Source organism: Lamprocystis purpurea DSM 4197 (assembly GCF_000379525.1).
Lineage (GTDB): Bacteria > Pseudomonadota > Gammaproteobacteria > Chromatiales > Chromatiaceae > Thiodictyon > Thiodictyon purpureum.
The window spans coordinates 58,028-77,471 of the sequence record NZ_KB902375.1 but is presented as its reverse complement, the minus strand read 5'-3'; the positions used below and the strand labels follow the sequence as shown (position 1 = coordinate 77,471).

The 19,444-nt window shown below is 65.0% G+C and carries 14 protein-coding genes and 1 CRISPR repeat array; of the genes, 6 read left to right on the top strand and 8 right to left on the bottom strand.

All coding sequences use genetic code 11. The features are described 5' to 3' along the window. Positions 1-242: 242 nt before the first annotated feature. Positions 243-797 carry a hypothetical protein gene (locus A39O_RS0103865; protein ID WP_020503390.1) on the bottom strand — a complete coding sequence of 185 codons (555 nt, stop codon included), beginning with the start codon at positions 795-797 and terminating at the stop codon, positions 243-245. A gap of 176 nt (positions 798-973) precedes the next feature. Here A39O_RS0103865 and hemE point away from each other — a divergent pair, with 176 nt between their 5' ends. Next, complete coding sequence (hemE, locus tag A39O_RS0103860) at positions 974-2,044, top strand: uroporphyrinogen decarboxylase (protein WP_020503389.1); 1,071 nt, start codon at positions 974-976, stop codon at positions 2,042-2,044. Between the two features lie 53 nt (positions 2,045-2,097). Beyond that, positions 2,098-4,149, top strand: coding sequence for a GumC family protein (locus tag A39O_RS0103855; RefSeq protein ID WP_083924503.1), 2,052 nt, complete (start codon positions 2,098-2,100; stop codon positions 4,147-4,149). A 348-nt stretch (positions 4,150-4,497) separates the two neighbouring features. Here A39O_RS0103855 and queA read toward each other — a convergent pair whose 3' ends face one another. The 4 genes from queA to A39O_RS0103835 all read right to left on the bottom strand — a co-directional run bounded on the left by queA (position 4,498) and on the right by A39O_RS0103835 (position 10,193). Then, the gene (gene queA / locus A39O_RS0103850; RefSeq protein WP_020503387.1) at positions 4,498-5,538 is read right to left on the bottom strand and encodes a tRNA preQ1(34) S-adenosylmethionine ribosyltransferase-isomerase QueA; all 1,041 of its coding nucleotides are present in this window, start codon (positions 5,536-5,538) and stop codon (positions 4,498-4,500) included. A 17-nt stretch (positions 5,539-5,555) separates the two neighbouring features. Beyond that, positions 5,556-7,010, bottom strand: coding sequence for a DUF945 family protein (locus A39O_RS0103845; RefSeq protein ID WP_020503386.1), 1,455 nt, complete (start codon positions 7,008-7,010; stop codon positions 5,556-5,558). A gap of 18 nt (positions 7,011-7,028) precedes the next feature. Further along, complete coding sequence (gene dxs, locus A39O_RS0103840; protein WP_020503385.1) at positions 7,029-8,927, bottom strand: 1-deoxy-D-xylulose-5-phosphate synthase; 1,899 nt, start codon at positions 8,925-8,927, stop codon at positions 7,029-7,031. 330 nt (positions 8,928-9,257) lie between these two features. Next, complete coding sequence (locus A39O_RS0103835) at positions 9,258-10,193, bottom strand: LysR family transcriptional regulator (RefSeq protein ID WP_020503384.1); 936 nt, start codon at positions 10,191-10,193, stop codon at positions 9,258-9,260. 210 nt (positions 10,194-10,403) lie between these two features. On the opposite strand from A39O_RS0103835, the gene A39O_RS0103830 reads away from it, so the two are divergent. The 3 genes from A39O_RS0103830 (at position 10,404) to A39O_RS0103820 (ending at position 14,559) form a co-directional block, all read left to right on the top strand. Beyond that, positions 10,404-11,798 carry a ribulose-bisphosphate carboxylase gene (locus tag A39O_RS0103830; protein WP_020503383.1) on the top strand — a complete coding sequence of 465 codons (1,395 nt, stop codon included), beginning with the start codon at positions 10,404-10,406 and terminating at the stop codon, positions 11,796-11,798. 197 nt (positions 11,799-11,995) lie between these two features. After that, positions 11,996-12,802 carry a CbbQ/NirQ/NorQ/GpvN family protein gene (locus tag A39O_RS0103825; protein ID WP_020503382.1) on the top strand — a complete coding sequence of 269 codons (807 nt, stop codon included), beginning with the start codon at positions 11,996-11,998 and terminating at the stop codon, positions 12,800-12,802. Positions 12,803-13,323: 521 nt separating this feature from the next. Beyond that, positions 13,324-14,559 carry a nucleoside recognition domain-containing protein gene (locus A39O_RS0103820; RefSeq protein ID WP_020503381.1) on the top strand — a complete coding sequence of 412 codons (1,236 nt, stop codon included), beginning with the start codon at positions 13,324-13,326 and terminating at the stop codon, positions 14,557-14,559. A 278-nt stretch (positions 14,560-14,837) separates the two neighbouring features. Here the strand turns inward: A39O_RS0103820 and A39O_RS31865 are convergent, their stop codons facing one another. The 3 genes from A39O_RS31865 to A39O_RS0103795 form a co-directional block, all read right to left on the bottom strand. After that, entirely contained in the window at positions 14,838-15,443 is a 606-nt protein-coding gene (locus A39O_RS31865) for a DUF4276 family protein (RefSeq protein WP_211211532.1), read from the bottom strand. A gap of 32 nt (positions 15,444-15,475) precedes the next feature. Beyond that, a complete protein-coding gene (locus A39O_RS0103800; RefSeq protein ID WP_026199146.1) occupies positions 15,476-16,651 on the bottom strand; it encodes an AAA family ATPase in 1,176 nt (391 codons plus the stop codon). Positions 16,652-17,195: 544 nt separating this feature from the next. Continuing rightward, complete coding sequence (locus A39O_RS0103795; RefSeq protein ID WP_020503377.1) at positions 17,196-17,426, bottom strand: ribbon-helix-helix protein, CopG family; 231 nt, start codon at positions 17,424-17,426, stop codon at positions 17,196-17,198. Positions 17,427-17,542: 116 nt separating this feature from the next. Here A39O_RS0103795 and A39O_RS0103790 point away from each other — a divergent pair, with 116 nt between their 5' ends. Beyond that, the gene (locus A39O_RS0103790; RefSeq protein WP_020503376.1) at positions 17,543-18,472 is read left to right on the top strand and encodes an IS1595 family transposase; all 930 of its coding nucleotides are present in this window, start codon (positions 17,543-17,545) and stop codon (positions 18,470-18,472) included. Between the two features lie 51 nt (positions 18,473-18,523). Next, positions 18,524-19,431: direct repeats of the CRISPR family, unit length 35 nt; unit sequence CTTCAATGAGGCCGCGGCGAATTCGCCGCGGAAAG. Positions 19,432-19,444 lie beyond the last annotated feature (13 nt).

Here is a 19,444-nt window from a genome sequence, read left to right as displayed (position 1 = left end):
GTCAAGCCGTTGCGCGTGAATGTCCTCGTGGGAGCGGCGTCCCGCCGCGATGGATGCCGCGGTCACCCCGAACGGTCGGGTTACGCGCCCGGCCCCATCGCGGCGGGACGCCGCTCCCACGGGGTCGCTGCGCGACTTTCAAGGTAAAGCCTCTACCTTGAGTGGCCGGAACGATGACCAAGGCCGGTGCGGCGATAGGCGCCTGGATCAGTGTGACGGCCAGGCCGGGCCAGCCCGTCCGGTCAATGCTCCGGGTGATAAGGGAAGGACGAGTGATGTACGCTGATCAACAGATTGCCATCCGGACCCTTGAAGTACTCGAAGGTGAAGTCGACCTTGACCTCCTTACCGGTGTTGGCGTCCGTGAAGAAATAATCGCCCATGGCCGTCGCGGAGTCGCCGTCGAAGATGATGCCGGAGTTCTCGAAGCGAATTTTCGACCAGGGCTGCAGGGCGAAGCCGTGATCCTCGGGAACACAGCCGCAGACGAAATAGGAAAGGGCGTCCTCTTCGGTCAGCCGGAACTCCTTTTCCGCCGCCTTGGTCGGCTTGAACAGCACCGGACCCTCATCATAGCCGTAGAGGGTATCGACCGCCTGCGCGGCCACTGCTTTGTAATCCTGATGATCGGTATAGGCTTTGCCGATGGCGATGATGGCCTCGCCCCAGCGCGTTTCGGCCTGAACCACATCCGCAACGGTGATGCTCGCCGGGGAGGGTGAGCCCAGGGCCGGCGCCGCGCCCCCGGCGGCGAACAGGAAGGCGGCGATCGTCGGTTGCGCAATGTGCCTTTTCATCTCGGTCTCTCTGGTCACTCTACAGGTAACGGTGAAGCGCGAATTTAACCATGCGCGACCGGGGTTGAACAATCCGTGACGCGCCTTGTCTGGGGTCCGAGGGCCGCCCTGGTGTATCCTGCGCATCCATGCCATTGCGATCGTCGCTCAACCCCCGACCTGGAAGCCCCAGCACCGTGACTCAGCTCAAGAACGATACCTTTCTGCGCGCCCTGCTGCGCGAGCCCGTGGACTACACCCCCGTGTGGATGATGCGCCAGGCCGGACGCTACCTGCCCGAGTACCGCGCGACCCGCGCCAAGGCCGGCAGCTTCATGCAACTATGCATGAATCCGGAACTGGCCTGCGAGGTCACGCTCCAGCCCCTGGAGCGCTTCCCGCTCGATGCCGCCATCCTGTTCTCCGACATCCTCACCATCCCCGATGCGATGGGTCTCGGACTCTCTTTCGGTGAGGGTGAAGGGCCGCGGTTCGAGCGCCCGGTGCGCTCGGCCGCGGACGTGGAGCGGATCGCGGTGCCGGATCCGGAGGATGGGCTGCGCTATGTGATGGACGCGGTGAGCCTGATCCGCCGGGAACTGCACGGCCGGGTGCCGCTGATCGGCTTCTCCGGCAGTCCCTGGACCCTGGCCACCTACATGGTGGAGGGCGGCGGGACCAAGAACTATGCGCACACCAAGGGCATGATGTATGACCGGCCGGAGTTGCTGCACAGTCTGCTGGCCAAGGTCGCCGACGCGGTCGCCGTGTATCTCAACGCCCAGATCGCCCGCGGTGCTCAGGCGGTGATGATTTTCGACACCTGGGGCGGCGCCCTGACCCCGGCCAAGTATCAGGAATTCTCGTTGGCCTATATGCAGCGGGTGGTGGCCGGTCTGACCCGCGAGGCCGAGGGGCGGCGGGTGCCGGTGGTGCTCTTCACCAAGAACGGCGGCCAGTGGCTGGACCGCATGTCGCAGACCGGCTGCGACGCCTTGGGAGTGGATTGGACCACCGACCTGGCCGATGCTCGCCGCGCGGTTGGCGGCCGGGTCGCGCTGCAGGGGAATCTCGATCCCTGCGTGCTCTATGCCTCACCCGAGCGCATTCGTGAGGAGGTGGCGGCGGTACTGGCGAGCTATGGTCACGGCACCGGGCATGTGTTCAATCTGGGTCATGGCATCACCCCGGACGTCAACCCCGAGCACGCCGGGGCCATGGTCGCCGCGGTGCATGAACTCAGCCCGGCCTATCACCAAGGGACCTGATCTGCGGATCGGGCCGACCGCCGACCGCGTCACGCGACCCTGGAGGACCGCCCGTGCAGCCCCGTCGCCGCGACACATCGCTCCAGTCTGAGGTTCGCGGCGGCGCACCGCCGCCCCAGGTGGAAATCCTGTCACGGTCGCCGGGACCCGCGACCGTGCGTCAACCGCTGCGTCAGGCCGCGCGCTTCAGACTGTTCGCGCTGGTGTTGCTCCTGGTTCTGGCGGGCGGGTCGGCATGGAACTTCACCCGACCGGCCCTGTACCGGGCGACGGCAACCGTGCTGATCGAGGTGCCGGAGGGAATCGGCTACAGTGCCGGCGCAGTCGGTGCCGATCCGCAAAATCTGGCGGTTCAGGGCCGCATCCTGCTGGCCCAGGACCTCTTGCAGGAGACCCTGGAGCGGGCCGCGCGCATCGCCCCCGAAACCGGCGCTCTTGATCCCGAGGCGCTGCGTGCACATCTCGCCGTGCAGCCCACGCCCGGCACCAATCTGGTGGCGCTGAGCGCGACCGGCAGCGATCCGCGGCAACTCGCGGTCCTGGTGAACGCCTGGACGCAGGCGTATCTGGAGCGGCGCCAGGCGCAGGTCGAGCGGGACGTGGACGGAACCCTGGCCCGACTACAGGACGAATATGCGCGACTCGATGCCCAAAAGCGCGAGCAGGCCGCGACCCTGGACCGGTATCGCCTGGAGCACGGCATCGACACCATGGAGCGGGACGGCAATCAGGCGCTGGCGCGTCTCAAGGCCCTCACCAAGGATCTCGAAACGGCCCGGGCCGAGCAGCTCAAGGCCGAGTCCCAACGCGCGGCCCTGGAAGAAGCCATCGACCGCGGCGAGCCGGTCGTCCCGCCCGCCGAGCAGGGCACCCTGGAGCAACTGGAGACCGAGGCCGCGAAACTGCGTGCGCAACTCGCGGGCCTGGCGCAGCGGTACACCAAGCTCTATCTGGAGAGTGAGCCGACCCTGAAGGAACTGCCGCTCCAATTGAGCCAGTTGGAGGCGCGGATCAAGGAGCAGCGCGTCAAGGGGCGTGACTTCCTGCGCTCCACCCTGACCCGTGAGGTGGAGCGGGCGCGGCGCCAGAGCCGCGTGCTGGAGCAGGAACTGGCGGTCCAGCGGGCCGCGGCATCACAGTTCACCGCCCGTTTCGCCCGCTACGAAACGCTCAAGAAGGACCTGGAGCAAATCGACGAACTGCATCGCGGCCTGGAACAACGCCTGGTGGAGGTCAAGACCAAGGCGCCGGCCCAATACGCGCAGGTCAAGGTGCTGGAACCCGCCTATGTCCCCAGCCGACCCTTCCAGCCCGACTATTGGCGCGATTTCAGTTACAACCTGGCGGTCGCGGGTCTGACCGCTTTGCTGGCCGTGCTGCTCATGGAGTTTCTGACCCGGCGTGAGCGCACCGCGGATGAGCAACTGCCGGTCACCGGGGTCCGGGTGTTCGCCGGCGACTCCCGGTTGCCGGTCGGTGGAGGCGCCGCCGCGGCGGGTGCCTTGCTGTCTCAAGACCAGGATCAGGACCAGGGGACGATCCCGGCGGATGACGCGCCCTTGAGCCTGCCGGGCGTCGGTCGACGCGAACTCCTGGCGGGCGAGGTTCGCGCCCTGCTCGCACTGGCGGACGCGGCGACGCGCCAGTTGATGGGCCTGGTCCTGTCCGGGATCACGCCCGCGGAATGCGTGATGCTCGAGGCGCGCGCCATCGACCTGGCGGCCGGCACGGTGCAGGCGCCGGGAGACGGGCGGGTCATCCGCCTGAGCCCGGCCCTGGCGGCGCTGTTTGCCGGACACCGGCCGGTGCCGCTCTGGATCGACGACCCCGCGGAGGGCGGGGCGGCCGGACTCCTGGCCCGTATCGGACTCCTGGCCCACGACGCCGGGCTGGCGCATCCCGCCGAGGTGGACGCGGCGGCCTTGCGCCACACCTACATCTGCTATCTGGTCCGGCAGGGCGTCCGCCTCACCGAGATCGAACGGATCATCGGCCGGCTCCCCGCCGCGGAACTCGCCCGGTACGCCGTTTACAGCCCGGCCGGCGCGGCCAAGCCGCTGGCGCAGGTTGCGCTGAGCTATCCCGCCTTCAGCGCGTCTGTTTGATCGGGTTTTTCCGGTCGACCTCGCGCCTGCGTGGCCTTGGCCCGGCTTACGGCCATGGAAGGAACATCAGCCACCCCGGACGATGAATGTCCCCCGTGGGAGCGGCGTCCCGCCGCGCTGCGTTGCCGCGGTGACCTCGGACGCTGCGGTGACACGCCCGGCCCCATCGCGGCGGGACGCCGCTCCCACAGGGTCGTTGCGCGACGTTCTCAAGCCGGGCGGGGTACGCCCCATCAACCGCGGTGGGACGGGGGACGCACCGGCGTCGCGTGGCGCCACCGGCCGCTGGAGCGGCGGGACGGCATTCCCACGCTGGAGCGTGGGAACGAGAAGTTGCCGGGAATCGCTTTAGTCCCGCCGCGTCAGAAACATCGCATCGCCATAGCTGAAAAAGCGGTAGCCCTCGGTCACCGCATGGCGGTAGGCGGCGAGCATGGGTTCATGGCCGCAGAAGGCGCACACCAGCATCAACAGGGTGGACTCGGGCAGGTGGAAATTGGTGATCATGGCATCCACCACGCGGAAGCGGTAGCCGGGGCGGATGAAGAGTCGGCTGTCGCCGCGGAAGGGGCGCAGGGTGTCCGCATCGCCGCCGACGGCAGCAGCGCTCTCCAAACTGCGCACGCTGGTGGTGCCCACCGCGATGATGCGCCCGCCCGCCGCCCGGGTGGCGGCGACCTGTTCGCAAACCCTCTCGTTCACCTCCAGCCACTCCGCGTGCATCGGATGCTGATCCAGGTCATCCACCCGGACGGGCTGGAAGGTGCCGGCCCCGACATGCAGCGTGACCTCGGCGCGCGCCACGCCCAGCGCCGCCAGACGCTCCAGCATCGCCTGATCGAAATGCAGACCCGCGGTGGGGGCGGCCACGGCCCCTTCGCATGTCCCGAAAACGGTCTGGTAGCGCTCCGCATCGGCCGTGTCGTCCGGGCGCGCGATGTAAGGGGGCAGGGGGATATGGCCCTGGGTTTCCATCAGGTCCTTGAAGGGCGCGTCCAGGGTGCGCAGCCGGAACAGCGCCCCGTCGCGCGCCACCACCTCCAGACGCCCGCCGCCCGCCAGCAGGATCAGCCGGCCGGGCTTGGGTGATTTGGCGGCGCGGGCATGGGCCAGGGCCAGATCCGGCGCGAGCAGCCGTTCCACCAACACCTCGACCGCGCCGCCGGTGTCCTTGCGGCCGAACAGCCGGGCGCGCATCACTCGGGTATTGTTGAACACCAGGAGGTCACCAGGGCGCAGCAGGCCCGGCAGGTCGGCGAACTGCCGATCCCGCGGCCTAGCGCTCTCGTCCAGGACCAGTAGCCGAGACGCGCCGCGTTCCGGCGGCGGGCGCTGGGCAATCAGTTCGGGCGGCAGGTCGAAACGAAAGTCCGCGCGCTGCAATCGCATACCGTGCTGGGCGCGGTTTAGCGGAACCCGCCGGTCGGTCCCAGCATCGGCAGCATCCGACCATTGACGGTGAGCACCCCGTCGGCCAGGTGCACCGTGGAACTGACCTGTCCGTCGCGGGCCGAGACCCAGCCTTCATCCAGCCAGCGGTCCAGCCGTGGTCCGGGCTCCAGCCAGTCGCGGGCGACCGACTCGGGCAGCGTGACGGCGCCTTCTGCGGTGATGGCGGTCAGCCAGGTCACGGCGTTCGATCCGCGGGTGACGCTGCCGTCGCCCGCCGCGGGGGCCGCGACCCGTAGCTGCAGGTTGACCGGCCCATCAGGGGTGTCGAGCCGCACCGGGTCGAGGTCGAAGCGCGGGCCGGCCGCCAGGAACCGGGGCAGCAGACGGGTGACCAGGGTGAGCCCGACGAGACCGCGCAGTGCCGGGGTCCGGGTGGTGGATGACAGTGTCTGAAGGGCTTCGATGAGGTCGGTGAGTGATTCGCCATCGAGCGACCGGGCGCTGATTCCGACCTTGGCCGTGCGGTAATCCTGTCCGCGGAGCTGCAAGTCGTCGGCCTGCGCCTGCAGTTGGATGTCCAGATTGCGGTCATTCGGTACCTGGGTCAGGTCGATCGTGAGCCCGTTCAGGGCCGCCGCGCCGGCGGGGGCGGCCGGGGGCGTATCCGGCAACCCGGTGGGCAGCAGCTGTCGGTGGGGTTCGGTTGCGGTCGAAGACGCATTGGCCGGCTCAGCGCCGGTGCCGCCGAACCGGGCGGCACCGATCGTGAGGCGGGTGGTCCCGGTGTAAAGCCCGCCGGTCCAGCCGCGCAGATCGGATCGGAGCCGGGCGTCGGTCAACTGGGCCAGGGGTCCGGTCGGGGTGACCAACGCGACCGCGGGCAGGTCGATCTCGATCAGCACGGTCGGCACCGCGGGGCTGAAGTGCACCGTGCCGGTCAGGTCCGTGGTGCGCAGCCATGGGAGGTCGTCGCGGCGCGGCTGAGCGGTCGCCGGCACCAGGAGCCGGCCGACCGCGCTGCCGTCGGTGCTGATGTGGGTGGTCACCAGCAGCGGCGGCAATTCAACGGCCGTGCCGATCCATTCCGCCCTGGTCTGGACACGGGCGAGCACGGGAAAACTCTCGCGGCTGAACCAGGTGAAGGGGCCTTGTTCGATCCGGCTGTCGAGCCGCAGACGCTGCGTGCCGGATGCCGCCAAGGCCCACTCGGTGTTGGCGGTCGAACTGAACCAACCGCGGTCGTACCGGGAGAAGACGACCGTGGCGCCCGGCAGGGCATCACCGACCGCGCCGAGCAAATCCTGGTAGGCGCGTTGCGCCTGGGTACCGAGCACCAGCGGGAGGCTGATCCCGATCAGGATCAACACCAGCCCCGCCGCCAGCGCGCCCAGGGCGGGGCGCCGGACCCGGCCGGCCGAGCCGCGGTGGGGTCGCCCGGGGGCGCGGGTGAAGGATCCGGTCGGGAGCATGTGGCCGGGGATCTGTCCTCAGACCGCGATGGCGGTGGGCCGCCGGGCCAGTTCCGGAGCGAGGTTGCGCAGTTCCTCCTCAATGCGGGCGGTGATTCCCTCGGCGTCCAGCCCACAGTCGGCGAGCTGGGCGGACTGTTCGGCGTGTTCGACATACCGATCGGGCAGCCCTAGGTGGATACAGCGCACCAGCACACCGCGTTCGGCGAGGAGTTCAGCCACCGCGCTGCCGGCTCCGCCGGCCACGGCGTTGTCCTCGATCGTGACCAGCAAATCGTGACCCTGCGCCAGATCCAGGATCAGATCCTCATCCAAAGGCTTGACGAAGCGCATGTCGGCGACCGAGGCGTCGAGTCCGTCCGCGACCACTTCGGCCTGCGCCAGCAGGGTGCCGAAGACCAACAGGGCGATGTGTTGACCCTGACGCAGCAGCCGGCCGCGGCCGATGGGCAGGGCCGGCGCGTGCGGGTCGATGACCACGCCGCGTCCGTTGCCGCGCGGATAACGGACCAGAGCCGGGCCGGGATACTCATAGGCGGTGCGCAGCATCTGCCGGCACTCGCCTTCATCGGACGGGCTCAGGATGATCAGATTGGGGATCGGTCGGCCGAAGCTGATGTCGAAACTGCCGGCGTGCGTCGCGCCGTCCGCGCCCACGGGTCCGGCCCGATCCACGGCGAAAGTCACGTCCAGGTTCTGCAGGCACACGTCATGAATCAGCTGGTCGTACGCGCGCTGCAGGAAGGTGGAGTAAATGGCGACGACCGGCTTGAGCCCTTCGCAGGCCATGCCGGCGGCCAGGGTGACGGCATGCTGCTCGGCGATCCCGACATCGAAGAAGCGCTCGGGGAAGCGCTTGGCAAAGGCGGTCAGCCCCGAACCCTCGCACATCGCCGGGGTGATGCCGACCAGTCGCGGGTCTTCCTCCGCGGTATCGTGCAGCCAACTGCCGAACACCTGGGTATAGCTGGGCGCTCCGGGTAGTCCCTTGTGCAGTCGACCGGTCTGGCGGTCGAAGGGGGTCACGCCGTGATAGGTCACCGGCTGGCCCTCGGCGGGTTCATAGCCGCGGCCCTTCTGCGTCACGATGTGCAGCACCCGCGGGCCGGGGATGTCGCGCATGTTGCGCAGCGTGCGGATCAGCGCGTGGACATCGTGGCCGTCGATGGGGCCGATGTAATTGAAGCCGAGCTCCTCGAACAGGGTGCCGCCCATCACCATGCCCTTCATGTGCTCTTCCCAGCGGCCCATGAACTCGCGCAGTTGGGGCATGGCCTTGAGCGCGCTCTTACTGCCCTCGCGCACGGTGGTGTAGAGCTTGCCGGACAGCAGGCGGGAGAGATGGTTGCTGATCGCCCCCACCGGCGGGGAGATGGACATCTTGTTGTCGTTCAGGACCACCATCAGGTCCACGTCCAGTGCCCCGGCGTGATTCATGGCCTCGAAGGCCATGCCGCCGCTCAGGGCGCCGTCGCCGATCACCGCGACCACCTGGCGGCGTTCACCGCGGGCGCGCGCCGCCAGCGCCATCCCGGCGGCAGCGCTGATCGAGGTGCTGGAATGACCGACCCCGAAGGTGTCGAACTCGCTTTCGCAGCGCTTGGGGAAGCCGGACAAGCCGCCTTCCTGGCGCAGCGAGCACATGCGGTCGCGCCGGCCCGTGAGGATTTTGTGCGGGTAGGCCTGGTGGCCGACATCCCAGACCAGGCGGTCCCAGGGCGTGTCGAAGCAATAGTGCAGTGCGATGGTCAACTCGACGACGCCGAGCCCGGCCGCCAGGTGGCCGCCGGTTTGGGCAACACAGTCGATCAGAAAACTGCGCAGTTCGCCCGCGAGTTGCGGTAACTGCGCCTCGGCGAGGTTGCGCAGATCCGATGGATGATCAATAGAGTAAAGCAGCGGGTGCCGGTGAGGCATGATTTTTCGCTTTCGTCTTGCTGGCCGCGCCGGGGGCGCCCGATCCCCGCGGGGCGGTGCGCCGCTTGCGGGGGGAGTCTCACCTCGCCGCGACCGTCGCCTCAGGGGCGGGTGCCGGTCGCGGAGAACGATAGATCGCGCGCTAGTTTAGTCGAGAGGCACGGGTTCCGCGCAATTCAATCAACATTGCATTCCTTGTGGACTTGGTGCAGCGGGCACGATCTGGTCGGCGCAGCTCATATATGGCGTTCGCATCTGACATCCAGGCAGACCTTCTGTGCAGGGGCGGGTTTGAAACCCGCCCCTACGACCGGCTATCGCGTTCGTCGGCTATAAGAGCGTCGTGTCGACGGTCGGCAGGGGTCCTGGGCCGGCGATCTGTGCCGCCTCCTGCACCACGAAGTCCCGAAAGGCGCGGGCGGCGGGGGAGAGCCGCTTGGCGCGCCGGTAAACCAGGTGCCACTGGCGCCGCAGCGGGAAGCCGGCGATGTCCAGGACCTTGAGCCGCCCGGTTTCCAGTTCCAGCTCGATCGTGTGCAGCGACACCACGCTCAGCCCCAGTCCCGAGCGCACGGCCTGTTTCACCGCCTCGTTGCGGGTCATCTGCATCCCGTGGCGGATCGGCATCCCCTGTTCCTTGAAGAACCGCTCCATGGCCTGACGGGTGCCGGAGCCGGCCTCACGCATGACGAAGGTCTCCTGCGCCAGCCGGGTCAGCGGAATCTCCGACTCACCCACCAGCGGGTGCGTCGGCGGGGCGATCACCACCAGCGGGTTCTCCATGAAAGCCTCGGACTCGACTTCCACCTCGGTCGGCGGCAGTCCCATCAAGGCGAGATCGACGCTGTTGTTCTCCAGCAGCCGGATCAGGGCCTCGCGGTTGGTCACGTCCAGCCGCGGGGCGATGCCGGGATAGCGCTGGTGGAAGACCGCCAGCAGGCGCGGGGCGAAGTAGTTGACGGTGCTGGCCACGGCCAGATGCAGGCAGCCGCTGCTGACCCCCTTCAGCGACTGCATCACCTCTTCCAGCTCCAGGAGCGAGCGGTTGATGCTGCGGCTATAGTTGAACAGCTCGCGCCCGGCCTCGGTCAGTTCGGTTTTCTTGCCGAGCTTCTCGAACAGCGGGATGCCGACATCGTCCTCCAGTTGGCGGACCTGCATGGACACGGCTGGTTGACTGAGGTGCAGTTCCTGGCTCGCCTTGGTGTAGCTCAGGTGGCGCGCGACGGCTTCGAAGACGCGGAGTTGGCGCAGTGTGATGTGCATCGACTGACTTGAGTTATAACCTCTGGGTTATCGAATCCATAACATACTTAGAATGTACTTATATCGCAAATACTCGTAAATTATAGGCGTATGGACTGCACGGAAATCGGCCGGACTCCGGACCCGCGAGGGCTCCGTGAGCAGACACGGCCCGTGCAGCGCACGCACCAACCCGGCTTCGGCCACACTCACTCCTTACAGGGGAATTCCATGGCGCTTGACCAGTCCGCCCGCTACTCCGACCTCAGCCTGACCGAAGCCGACCTGATCGCGGGCGGCAAGCACATCCTCGTCGCCTACCGTATGAAGCCCAAGGCCGGCTACGGCTACCTGGAGGCCGCCGCGCACTTCGCCGCCGAATCGTCCACCGGCACCAACGTCGAGGTCTGCACCACCGACGACTTCACCAAGGGTGTCGACGCGCTGGTGTATTACATCGACGAGGCGCAGGAAGACATGCGCATCGCCTACCCGCTGGAGCTGTTCGACCGGAACATGACCGACGGGCGCATGATGATCGTGTCCTTCCTGACGCTGGTCATCGGCAACAACCAGGGCATGGGCGACATCGAATACGGCCAGATTCAGGATTTCTATGTCCCCGAGCGTGCCATCCAGTTGTTCGATGGTCCCGCCAAGGACATTTCCGACATGTGGCGCATCCTCGGCCGCCCGATCAAGGACGGCGGCTACATCGCCGGCACCATCATCAAGCCCAAGCTCGGCCTGCGCCCCGAGCCCTTCGCCGCGGCCGCCTACCAGTTCTGGCTCGGCGGCGATTTCATCAAGAACGACGAGCCCCAGGGCAACCAGGTGTTCTGCCCGGCCAAGAAGGTCTACCCGCTGGTCTATGATTCGCTCAAGCGCGCTCAGGACGAGACCGGTCAGGCCAAGCTCTTCTCCGCCAACATCACCGCCGACGATCATTACGAGATGTGCGCCCGGGCGGACTTCATCCTGGAAACCTTCGGGCCCGATGCCGACAAGGTCGCCTTCCTGGTCGACGGCTTCGTCGGCGGCCCCGGCATGATCACCACCGCGCGGCGTCAGTACCCCAACCAGTACCTGCACTACCACCGCGCCGGCCACGGCATGATCACCTCGCCGTCCTCCCGGCGCGGCTACACCGCCTTCGTGCTGGCCAAGATCTCCCGCCTGCAGGGTGCCTCCGGCATCCACGTCGGCACCATGGGCTACGGCAAGATGGAAGGCGGGGCGGACGACAAGATCATCGCCTATATGATCGAGCGCGACGAGTGCCAGGGTCCGGTCTACTACCAGAAGTGGTACGGCATGAAGCCCACCACCCCGATCATCTCCGGCGGCATGAACGCGCTGCGTCTGCCCGGTTTCTTCGAGAACCTGGGCCACGGCAACGTCATCAACACCGCCGGCGGCGGCGCCTACGGCCACATCGACTCCCCGGCGGCCGGCGCCATCTCGCTGCGCCAGTCCTACGAGTGCTGGAAGGCCGGTGCCGATCCGATCGAATTCGCCAAGGAGCACAAGGAATTCGCCCGGGCCTTCGCCTCCTTCCCCGGCGATGCCGACAAGCTCTTCCCCGGCTGGCGCGACAAGCTGGGCGCCGCGGTCGCGCACAAGTAAGCGGTTCGGATCGCTGACCAGGATCGGAGCAAAAGCCCCCGCGGTGCGGGGGCTTTTTTCGTTCAGGCGATTCATCTAGCCGGCGGACGTGATAATCGAACGTAGGGGCGGGTTTCAAACCCGCCCCTACACCAAGGGTTTGTCCGGATATCAGGTCAGAAGGCTATCACTTCACCCGCAACCTTACGCGAGCCGCCATGCGCATCGACATCGAGCAGTACAAAATCAGCCAGGAGCCGTTCTATCAGCCCCTGGGCAACGAAATCGCACTCTACGAGGCGGCCTACAAGCGCCGTCTTCCGGTCATGGTCAAGGGACCGACCGGGTGCGGCAAGTCCCGCTTCATCGAGTACATGGCCTGGCGCCTCGGCAAACCGCTGATCACCGTCGCCTGCAACGAGGACATGACCGCGTCCGACCTGGTCGGCCGCTATCTGCTGGACGCCACCGGCACCCGCTGGCTCGACGGCCCGCTCACCGTCGCCGCGCGCATCGGCGCCATTTGCTATCTCGACGAGATCGTCGAGGCCCGCCAGGACACCACCGTCGTCATCCACCCGCTGACCGACCACCGGCGCGCCATGCCGCTGGACAAAAAGGGCGAGGTCGTCACCGCCCATGCGGACTTCCAACTCGTCATCTCCTACAATCCCGGCTATCAATCGCTGATGAAGGACCTGAAGCAGTCCACCAAACAGCGTTTCTCAGCCCTGGTCTTCGACTACCCGCCGGCGGACCTCGAGACCCGGATCGTCGCCACCGAGACCGGCACCAGCCTGGAACTGGCCGCCGCCCTGGTCAAGATCGCCGCCGCGGCGCGCAACCTCAAAGGGCACGGACTGGATGAAGGCATCTCCACCCGCCTCTTGGTCTATGCCGCCAACCTGATGGACGAGGGCATCCCGCCGCGCGAAGCGAGCCGCATGGCGCTGGTCGATCCCATTACCGATGATGAGGATATCCGGGCAACGCTGCACCATGCCATCGATGCCGTTTTCGTCTAGCTTATGCTTTTTTTCTCGTTCCCACGCTCCGCGTGGGAATGCCGTCTTGGCCGCTCCAGCGGCCAGTGCGAGGACGCGACGCTGGAGCGTGGGAGCCAAAAGACGTCGGTGAAAATCGTCATTTCCCGCGGCTTTTCCAATGGCTCAAGGAGTGCGAAGAGGAGACAGATTGGGGAGAAAATAAGGGCATACACATCCTCAATGCGGCTTTCGCAGGCAGGGTTGCTAGAAATCCGACCAATCCCAGCAAGCTACTAGTTAGGATCAACCGCGCTTCCCTCTGAATCACGGCTGGATCCGGATGTGGCCGCGAGGATCCGGACGTTAGGATCAGGAGCGGACACCAAAATCCTAAGGACGCCTTATCTGAAAACCGAGTCTCTCGTTCTCACGCCATGACATTGTAAAAGTATTTGCAAACGCGGCGGCGAAGCCGCGACCGGGACCGCTGGCCGGCCCGCCGCCAGCCGGCATTCGGACCCGATGATTCGTGAATGCGTTTTTGATCGAATTCACCCACGATGCTCAATCTGATCTGGATCGGCTTCTTCCTCACCGCCTTCATCTGCGCCTTGTTCCAGTTCTTTATCGGCGGCCAGCCCGATATCTTCGCCAAACTGATGAAGGCCGGGTTCGATAATGCCAAACTCGCCTTCGAGATCGCCCTCGGACTCACTGGTGTCATGTCCCTGTGGCTGGGAATACTCAAGATCGGCGAGCGCGTCGGCTTTCTCGATGCCCTGGCGCGCCTGCTGGCACCGCTCTTTGCCCGGCTCTTTCCGGAGGTGCCGCCGGGTCACCCGGCCTTGGGGTCGATCACCATGAATATGGCGGCTAATCTGCTCGGCCTCGACAATGCGGCCACCCCGATCGGCATCCGCGCGATGACGCAGTTGCAAACGCTCAACCCGGACCAGAACACGGCGAGCAATGCACAGATCCTATTTCTCGTCATCAATGCCTCCAGCATCACCCTGCTGCCAGTCACCATCTTTACGTACCGGGCACAACTCGGCGCGGCCGATCCGACCGACGTCTTCATTCCAATCCTGATCGCGACCTATTGCTCGACACTCGCCGGCTTTGCCTTTGTCGCCGCGCGACAGCGCATTCGGCTCGATCCGGTGATATGGGCTTGGATCGCCGGCCTGACCCTGTCGATCGGCGGCTTGGCCCTGTACTTCGCCGGGCTGCCGCCTGCCGAGATGGCCGCGACATCGTCTTTGCTCAGTAACTTCCTGCTGTTAGCGATCATCATCGCTTTCCTGGTTGCTGCCCTGTGGCGGAAGGTCAACGCATATGAGGCCTTCATCGAGGGTGCGAAAGAGGGCTTTCAGACCGCCGTCACCATCATTCCCTACCTCGTCGCCATGCTGGTTGCCATCGGCTTATTGCGCGCCAGCGGTGCACTCGCCATGGCCATGGAGGCGGCCGCCCATCTGGTCACCGCCGCCGGATTCGACGCCCGTTGGGTCGACGGACTGCCGACGATGCTAATGAAGCCCCTATCCGGTTCCGGCGCCCGTGCCATGATGATCGAAACCATGCAAAGCAGCGGTGCCGACTCATTCGCCGGTCGTCTTGCATGTATTATTCAAGGCAGTACCGAGACCACGTTCTATGTTCTCGCCGTCTATTTCGGCGCCGTCGGCATCAAGCGGGTCCGCTACGCGGTCGCCGGGGGGCTGATCGCCGACCTGGCCGGATTCACCGCGGCGGTTGTTGGCGCCTATATCTTCTTTGGTAGTGCACACTAAACTGCCATATGACCGCCCTGGCGTCCGCACTCCAGTTGTAAATATGCCGAATCCGACATGCCTTTCCAGCCGATGAGCGACCGCGACAAACCGCTGGTGTGGCTGCACGGCGAGGCCTTGATCATGGTTCCGGCCGGCTGAAGCCTTGGACTCCATGTGAGCAGTGCTGGCTGGAACGATGATCAAGGCCGTCGTGCAGTCGGAGCCGGGGCAGCACACCGAGTTCAGGGTGTTCCTGGATCGGGCGCGATAAGACGGCGCTTCCGTCAATACAGGGTTCATGGCGCATCTCTGATGGGATGTTGTCGGGGTACGCCGCCCTCATCCGGCTCGCGGGAGGAAGCAGGGGAGCAAGTCGGAACTGCCGAAAGCGCGGCGGCAAGCGTGTCGAGACCCTGAATAAATGCATGAAAGCTCGTTGATCGGTTGCGTTCGCGCGTCAAATAGCGGGCCAATCGGCGTGCGCCTGAGACTTTCTGAAACGACGGGATCAACTGCTCGATCTCCGCGGAAGGCCTGCGAACCGCGTCCGGGTCACGGAATTTCGCGCGCCCGCTCAGACCGCGTAATTGCTCCATACCGAAGGCATCCGCTAGGGCGTCCGGCTCTCCCAGGTACCAGGCCTCCAATTCCTGGCAGGCAATGCGCACCAGCACGTCATCCCGACCGCCTGACTTGCAGCGTGCCCCCAAAGCCGCCTTCAGCGTGCGGCAGTCGCCGCCATCGTTGTCGCGAATGACCACGAACCGGGCGCCGGGTTCCCGCCAAGCGCGCAGTTTGCGCGGGATACTCAGCTCCAAATCGCGCTTCCCCTCATGGGGTACGCACAGGAACGGCAGCCCCGGGAAAAGCCGCGGCAGGAGTCCGTCCAGTAAGATCCGCATGGATGGCTCTTCCAGTAAGAAAATGACCCGGTTCATCGCAGCCCGACGCCGTCGAACAAGCCTTGTTTCCACAAGGCGCCAGGCAGATCGCCTTCGGCACAAAGGTCGCGAAGCAACTCGCTGTCCGACGCTCGCTGTACGGTCGTGAATCCCTGGGCCTTCACCAGCCAATAGATCTCATCCAGTCTCGCGCCATTGAGAAAATCCGGCGAATGAGTGGAAACGAACACCTGGCCGCCGCGCCGCGCGTAGTCGCGAAACTCCTCCACGAGTTCCACGAGCAGCTCCGGGTAGAGCTGATTCTCGGGCTCCTCCACGGCCAGCAGCGGATGGGGCTTCGGGTCGTAGAGGAGGATCAAGTAGGCAAACATCTTGATCGTGCCATCGGAGACATAACGGGCGATGAACGGGTCCTTGAAGCTCCCGTCCTGAAAACGAAGCACCAGCCTGCCGTCTTCAGTCGGCTTCGCTTCGACGCGATTGACCCCCGGCACACGCTCGCTCATCACCTCCAGCACCCGATCGAAGCGATCCCGATGGTTCTGGTAGAGATAGTGCGCGACCTGTGCCACGTTATCGCCATAGGTCGAGAGGTGCTCGGCGTAACCGGCTTCGGCGCTCGATCGGGCATCCGCGATATGAAAGTCCGAGATGTGCCAGTTCTCGATCAGACTGCGGAATTCAGCGACGACGCGAAACTCTTTAAACTGACCGAGACCTTTGATCGCAAGCACACTCGGGTCATCGAGGACATGTTCCTTGCGTTGCGCCTCGACCCCGGCCTGGCCGTAGGCCGCCTCGTTGGTGATGACGTTGCCCTGGCCACGGGAGAAGTCGACAAAGTGCCACGGCTGGCCGAACTGCCCGCGGCGAAACTTGAGTACCTCACGATGCACCACGGGCCGGCCCCCGTCTTCGGCCACCGCCAACTGATAGGTCGCGAGTCGGCCCCCGCTCTCGCGAAACTTCACGACGATCTCGATCGGACCTGTTTCGCCCCGGCTCACCAGCTCCCGATAGCCACCGCGTCGCGCAACCGCAGAGGCTACGTTCTGCGTTAGCGATTCCTTTAGGAAACTGAACACGTCGAACAGCGTCGATTTTCCCGAGCCATTGGCACCGACAACGACGGACATGCGTGGCAGGTCGCTGAGAACGGCATGACGGAACAGCCGGTAATTGTTGATCTCGATACTTTCGATTTGCATGGCTTCGTTTTCCTGATCGTCGAAGAGCCCGCCTTGCACGGACGTTGTTGGGCTCGCGGCCGCCTGGGCTAGTCGGGTGATCTCGGGCCAGCTATGAACCAGACCATTGTCGGCCTGTTTCGTGGTGAGTTCGGCCGTATCGGGAATGCGGGCGGTCGGGTTCTGCGAAGCGGTAACGCGAGCGGCCCATGACGAGGCTCCCGGAGTTGGCTGGGAGTGCCTGCCATTATGTATGCGTGGGGCATCTCAGTACCAGGGGTCGGGGCGCGGAGTGCCAGGAGAGCGTGACACCGCGGAGCGGTGTCACGAGTTCCAACCTCTACAATTTTCTCCCGTACAGGTCGATCCTCGCGTGTGCGGGGGAGTCACCGTATCGGCGGTTATTTGCAGGACACGATCAACTGCGTCGGACACATGTACCAACTTGAAAACAAGCCCATCACCGGCGTTAAAGAGGCCGTCGACCTGCTGTCCGAGGTGGTCGAGCCGATCCTCGCCCGACCGGACCTGGGTGGCCATCCAGACCTTGCCGGGCGGCGATGTCTCAATGGGTTGCAGCGCGATCTTCAGCGTCCGACCGGTCGAGGATGGCCAGCGCCTGTTGCACACTCCCGGTTGCCGCCAAGGCCCGAAAGTGGTTTTCCGTGTCCCATGCGGACAGGGCTTGGGCGCTCAACTCCTCCACCAGTTTGTTCATACTCAGTCTCCGGCTGCGAGCCAGTGCCTTGAGGCGCTCGGCGGTGTCGTCGGGCAATCGAATGGTCAGCGTGCTCATAAATAGTCCTCGGCTCAATATGGGTTCCGGACTGCTGAGTCTAACTCGCTCTCAGGGTGGTCCAAGCGTACACTACGCGTTAGAACTCAAACAAGCTAACGGACAGTTTCCCGCCGATGATCAACCTTCAAAACCTGCTGGACGACGCCAAGTGCTACGACGAACTCCGTCAGTTGCGTTGGCCAGAGGGTGTTCTTTGCCCCCACTGCGAGGCGTCGCTGATCACGAAGCAGGGACATGATACGACCCAGCCAGCGCGGCAGAAATACCGCTGTGGGGCCGGCCTGCGCTATTTTGACGATCTGACCGGGACCGTGTTGGCTGGCCATCATCAGCCGTTAAAGACATGGATTCTATGTTTATATTTCATGGGCTTGAATCTATCCAACGCACAGATTGCCGAGGAACTCGGTCTCAATCCGAACGATGCCCAGCGGATGACCGAGCAACTGCGCACGGGGATCGTTGAGCGCCAGCCTGAACCCGTGTTGTCTGGGGAGGTGGAGTGCGATGAGGTCTACGCCATCGCGGGTCACAAAGGACATCCGGGCCCGGTCCAAAGAAAAAGACGCCGGGGGCGGCGGCGGCGACTCAAGGGAGCACGTGGACGGGGTACCCTCGCGACGGAAAAACCGCCGATTCTCGGAATGATTCAGCGCGGTGGAGCGGTGGTCATCCGCATGCTGGAGAATGTCCAGCAGAAAACGATCCGGCCCCTGATCGAGACCTTTATCGCCCCTGGAACCCGTGTGCATACAGATGAGTACGTCATTTACTGTCGGCTGACAGAGTGGGGTTATGAACACAAAACCGTCTGCCACAGCCGCGGGGAGTCTGCGCGTGACGAGGACGGTGACGGCTTTCATGAGATCCAAGTCAACACCATGGAAGGCTTCTGGTCGTTGCTGCGTTCCTGGCTGCGACCCCATCGCGGGATCTCGCAAGAGAAATTACCGCTCTACTTGGGCTTCTTTCAGTTTGTTCACAATACACGCAGCCGTGGAAAAGGGCTGCTGACTCCGCTGTTGGCACTGCTCGTGTCATAACAACTCGTGGACAGTCCGGAATCCATATTGAGCCTTCTCGGGCTTTCTCTGCTTCAATCAGGCCGCGGCGAATTCTCCGCGGAAAGGTGGGCGCAAGGCTAGATTTCCATTCTGGGAAGCCAAGCTTCAATGAGGCCGCGGGGAATTCGCCGCGGAAAGCTGGTCAACCGGGCCGTGGCGGTCGGCGTTGCCGGCGCTTCAATGAGGCCGCGGCGAATTCGCCGCGGAAAGCGGCAGCAATTGGACGAGTTTAAGGCCGTGCAGGACGCTTCAATGAGGCCGCGGCGAATTCGCCGCGGAAAGCTGCGCGGCCCTGGCGATCCTCACCGAGCAATACCGCGCTTCAATGAGGCCGCGGCGAATTCGCCGCGGAAAGGGGGGCGTCGAACCCGCGGGGCGCTGGCCGAATTTCGCTTCAATGAGGCCGCGGCGAATTCGCCGCGGAAAGACGGCTCCGGGGTCATCACCACCACCGCCGACGCCCTCACTTCAATGAGGCCGCGGCGAATTCGCCGCGGAAAGTACATATATCCGGTTCGGGCCAAACTCAGCTAGTAATGGCTTCAATGAGGCCGCGGCGAATTCGCCGCGGAAAGCCGGGTCAACTGGGGCAATCCGTGCTTCCGCAAGATGCTTCAATGAGGCCGCGGCGAATTCGCCGCGGAAAGTGCGGATCACCACGATGGATGACACGGCCGGCACGCTGCTTCAATGAGGCCGCGGCGAATTCGCCGCGGAAAGGCCCCTACCGCTCAGGCGTTCTCCGGCGCCTTCAACCGGCTTCAATGAGGCCGCGGCGAATTCGCCGCGGAAAGCTTGTGGAATCCAGCTTGTTATAGTGAGTAATTAGTGCTTCAATGAGGCCGCGGCGAATTTGCCGCGGAAAGGTCAGTCCCGCGTCCTCGCGTTCCTTCCTAATTAGTGCTTCAATGAGGCCGCGGCGAATTTGCCGCGGAAAGGTCAGTCCCGCGT

Coding starts and splice junctions, on each gene's coding strand:
- A39O_RS0103865 (WP_020503390.1), bottom strand. CDS start 797: ATGAAAAGGCACATTGCGCAACCGACGATCGCCGCCTTCCTGTTCGCC.
- queA (WP_020503387.1), bottom strand. CDS start 5,538: ATGCGATTGCAGCGCGCGGACTTTCGTTTCGACCTGCCGCCCGAACTG.
- A39O_RS0103845 (WP_020503386.1), bottom strand. CDS start 7,010: ATGCTCCCGACCGGATCCTTCACCCGCGCCCCCGGGCGACCCCACCGC.
- dxs (WP_020503385.1), bottom strand. CDS start 8,927: ATGCCTCACCGGCACCCGCTGCTTTACTCTATTGATCATCCATCGGAT.
- A39O_RS0103835 (WP_020503384.1), bottom strand. CDS start 10,193: ATGCACATCACACTGCGCCAACTCCGCGTCTTCGAAGCCGTCGCGCGC.
- A39O_RS0103830 (WP_020503383.1), top strand. CDS start 10,404: ATGGCGCTTGACCAGTCCGCCCGCTACTCCGACCTCAGCCTGACCGAA.
- A39O_RS0103825 (WP_020503382.1), top strand. CDS start 11,996: ATGCGCATCGACATCGAGCAGTACAAAATCAGCCAGGAGCCGTTCTAT.
- A39O_RS0103820 (WP_020503381.1), top strand. CDS start 13,324: ATGCTCAATCTGATCTGGATCGGCTTCTTCCTCACCGCCTTCATCTGC.
- A39O_RS31865 (WP_211211532.1), bottom strand. CDS start 15,443: ATGCGGATCTTACTGGACGGACTCCTGCCGCGGCTTTTCCCGGGGCTG.
- A39O_RS0103800 (WP_026199146.1), bottom strand. CDS start 16,651: ATGCAAATCGAAAGTATCGAGATCAACAATTACCGGCTGTTCCGTCAT.
- A39O_RS0103795 (WP_020503377.1), bottom strand. CDS start 17,426: ATGAGCACGCTGACCATTCGATTGCCCGACGACACCGCCGAGCGCCTC.
- A39O_RS0103790 (WP_020503376.1), top strand. CDS start 17,543: ATGATCAACCTTCAAAACCTGCTGGACGACGCCAAGTGCTACGACGAA.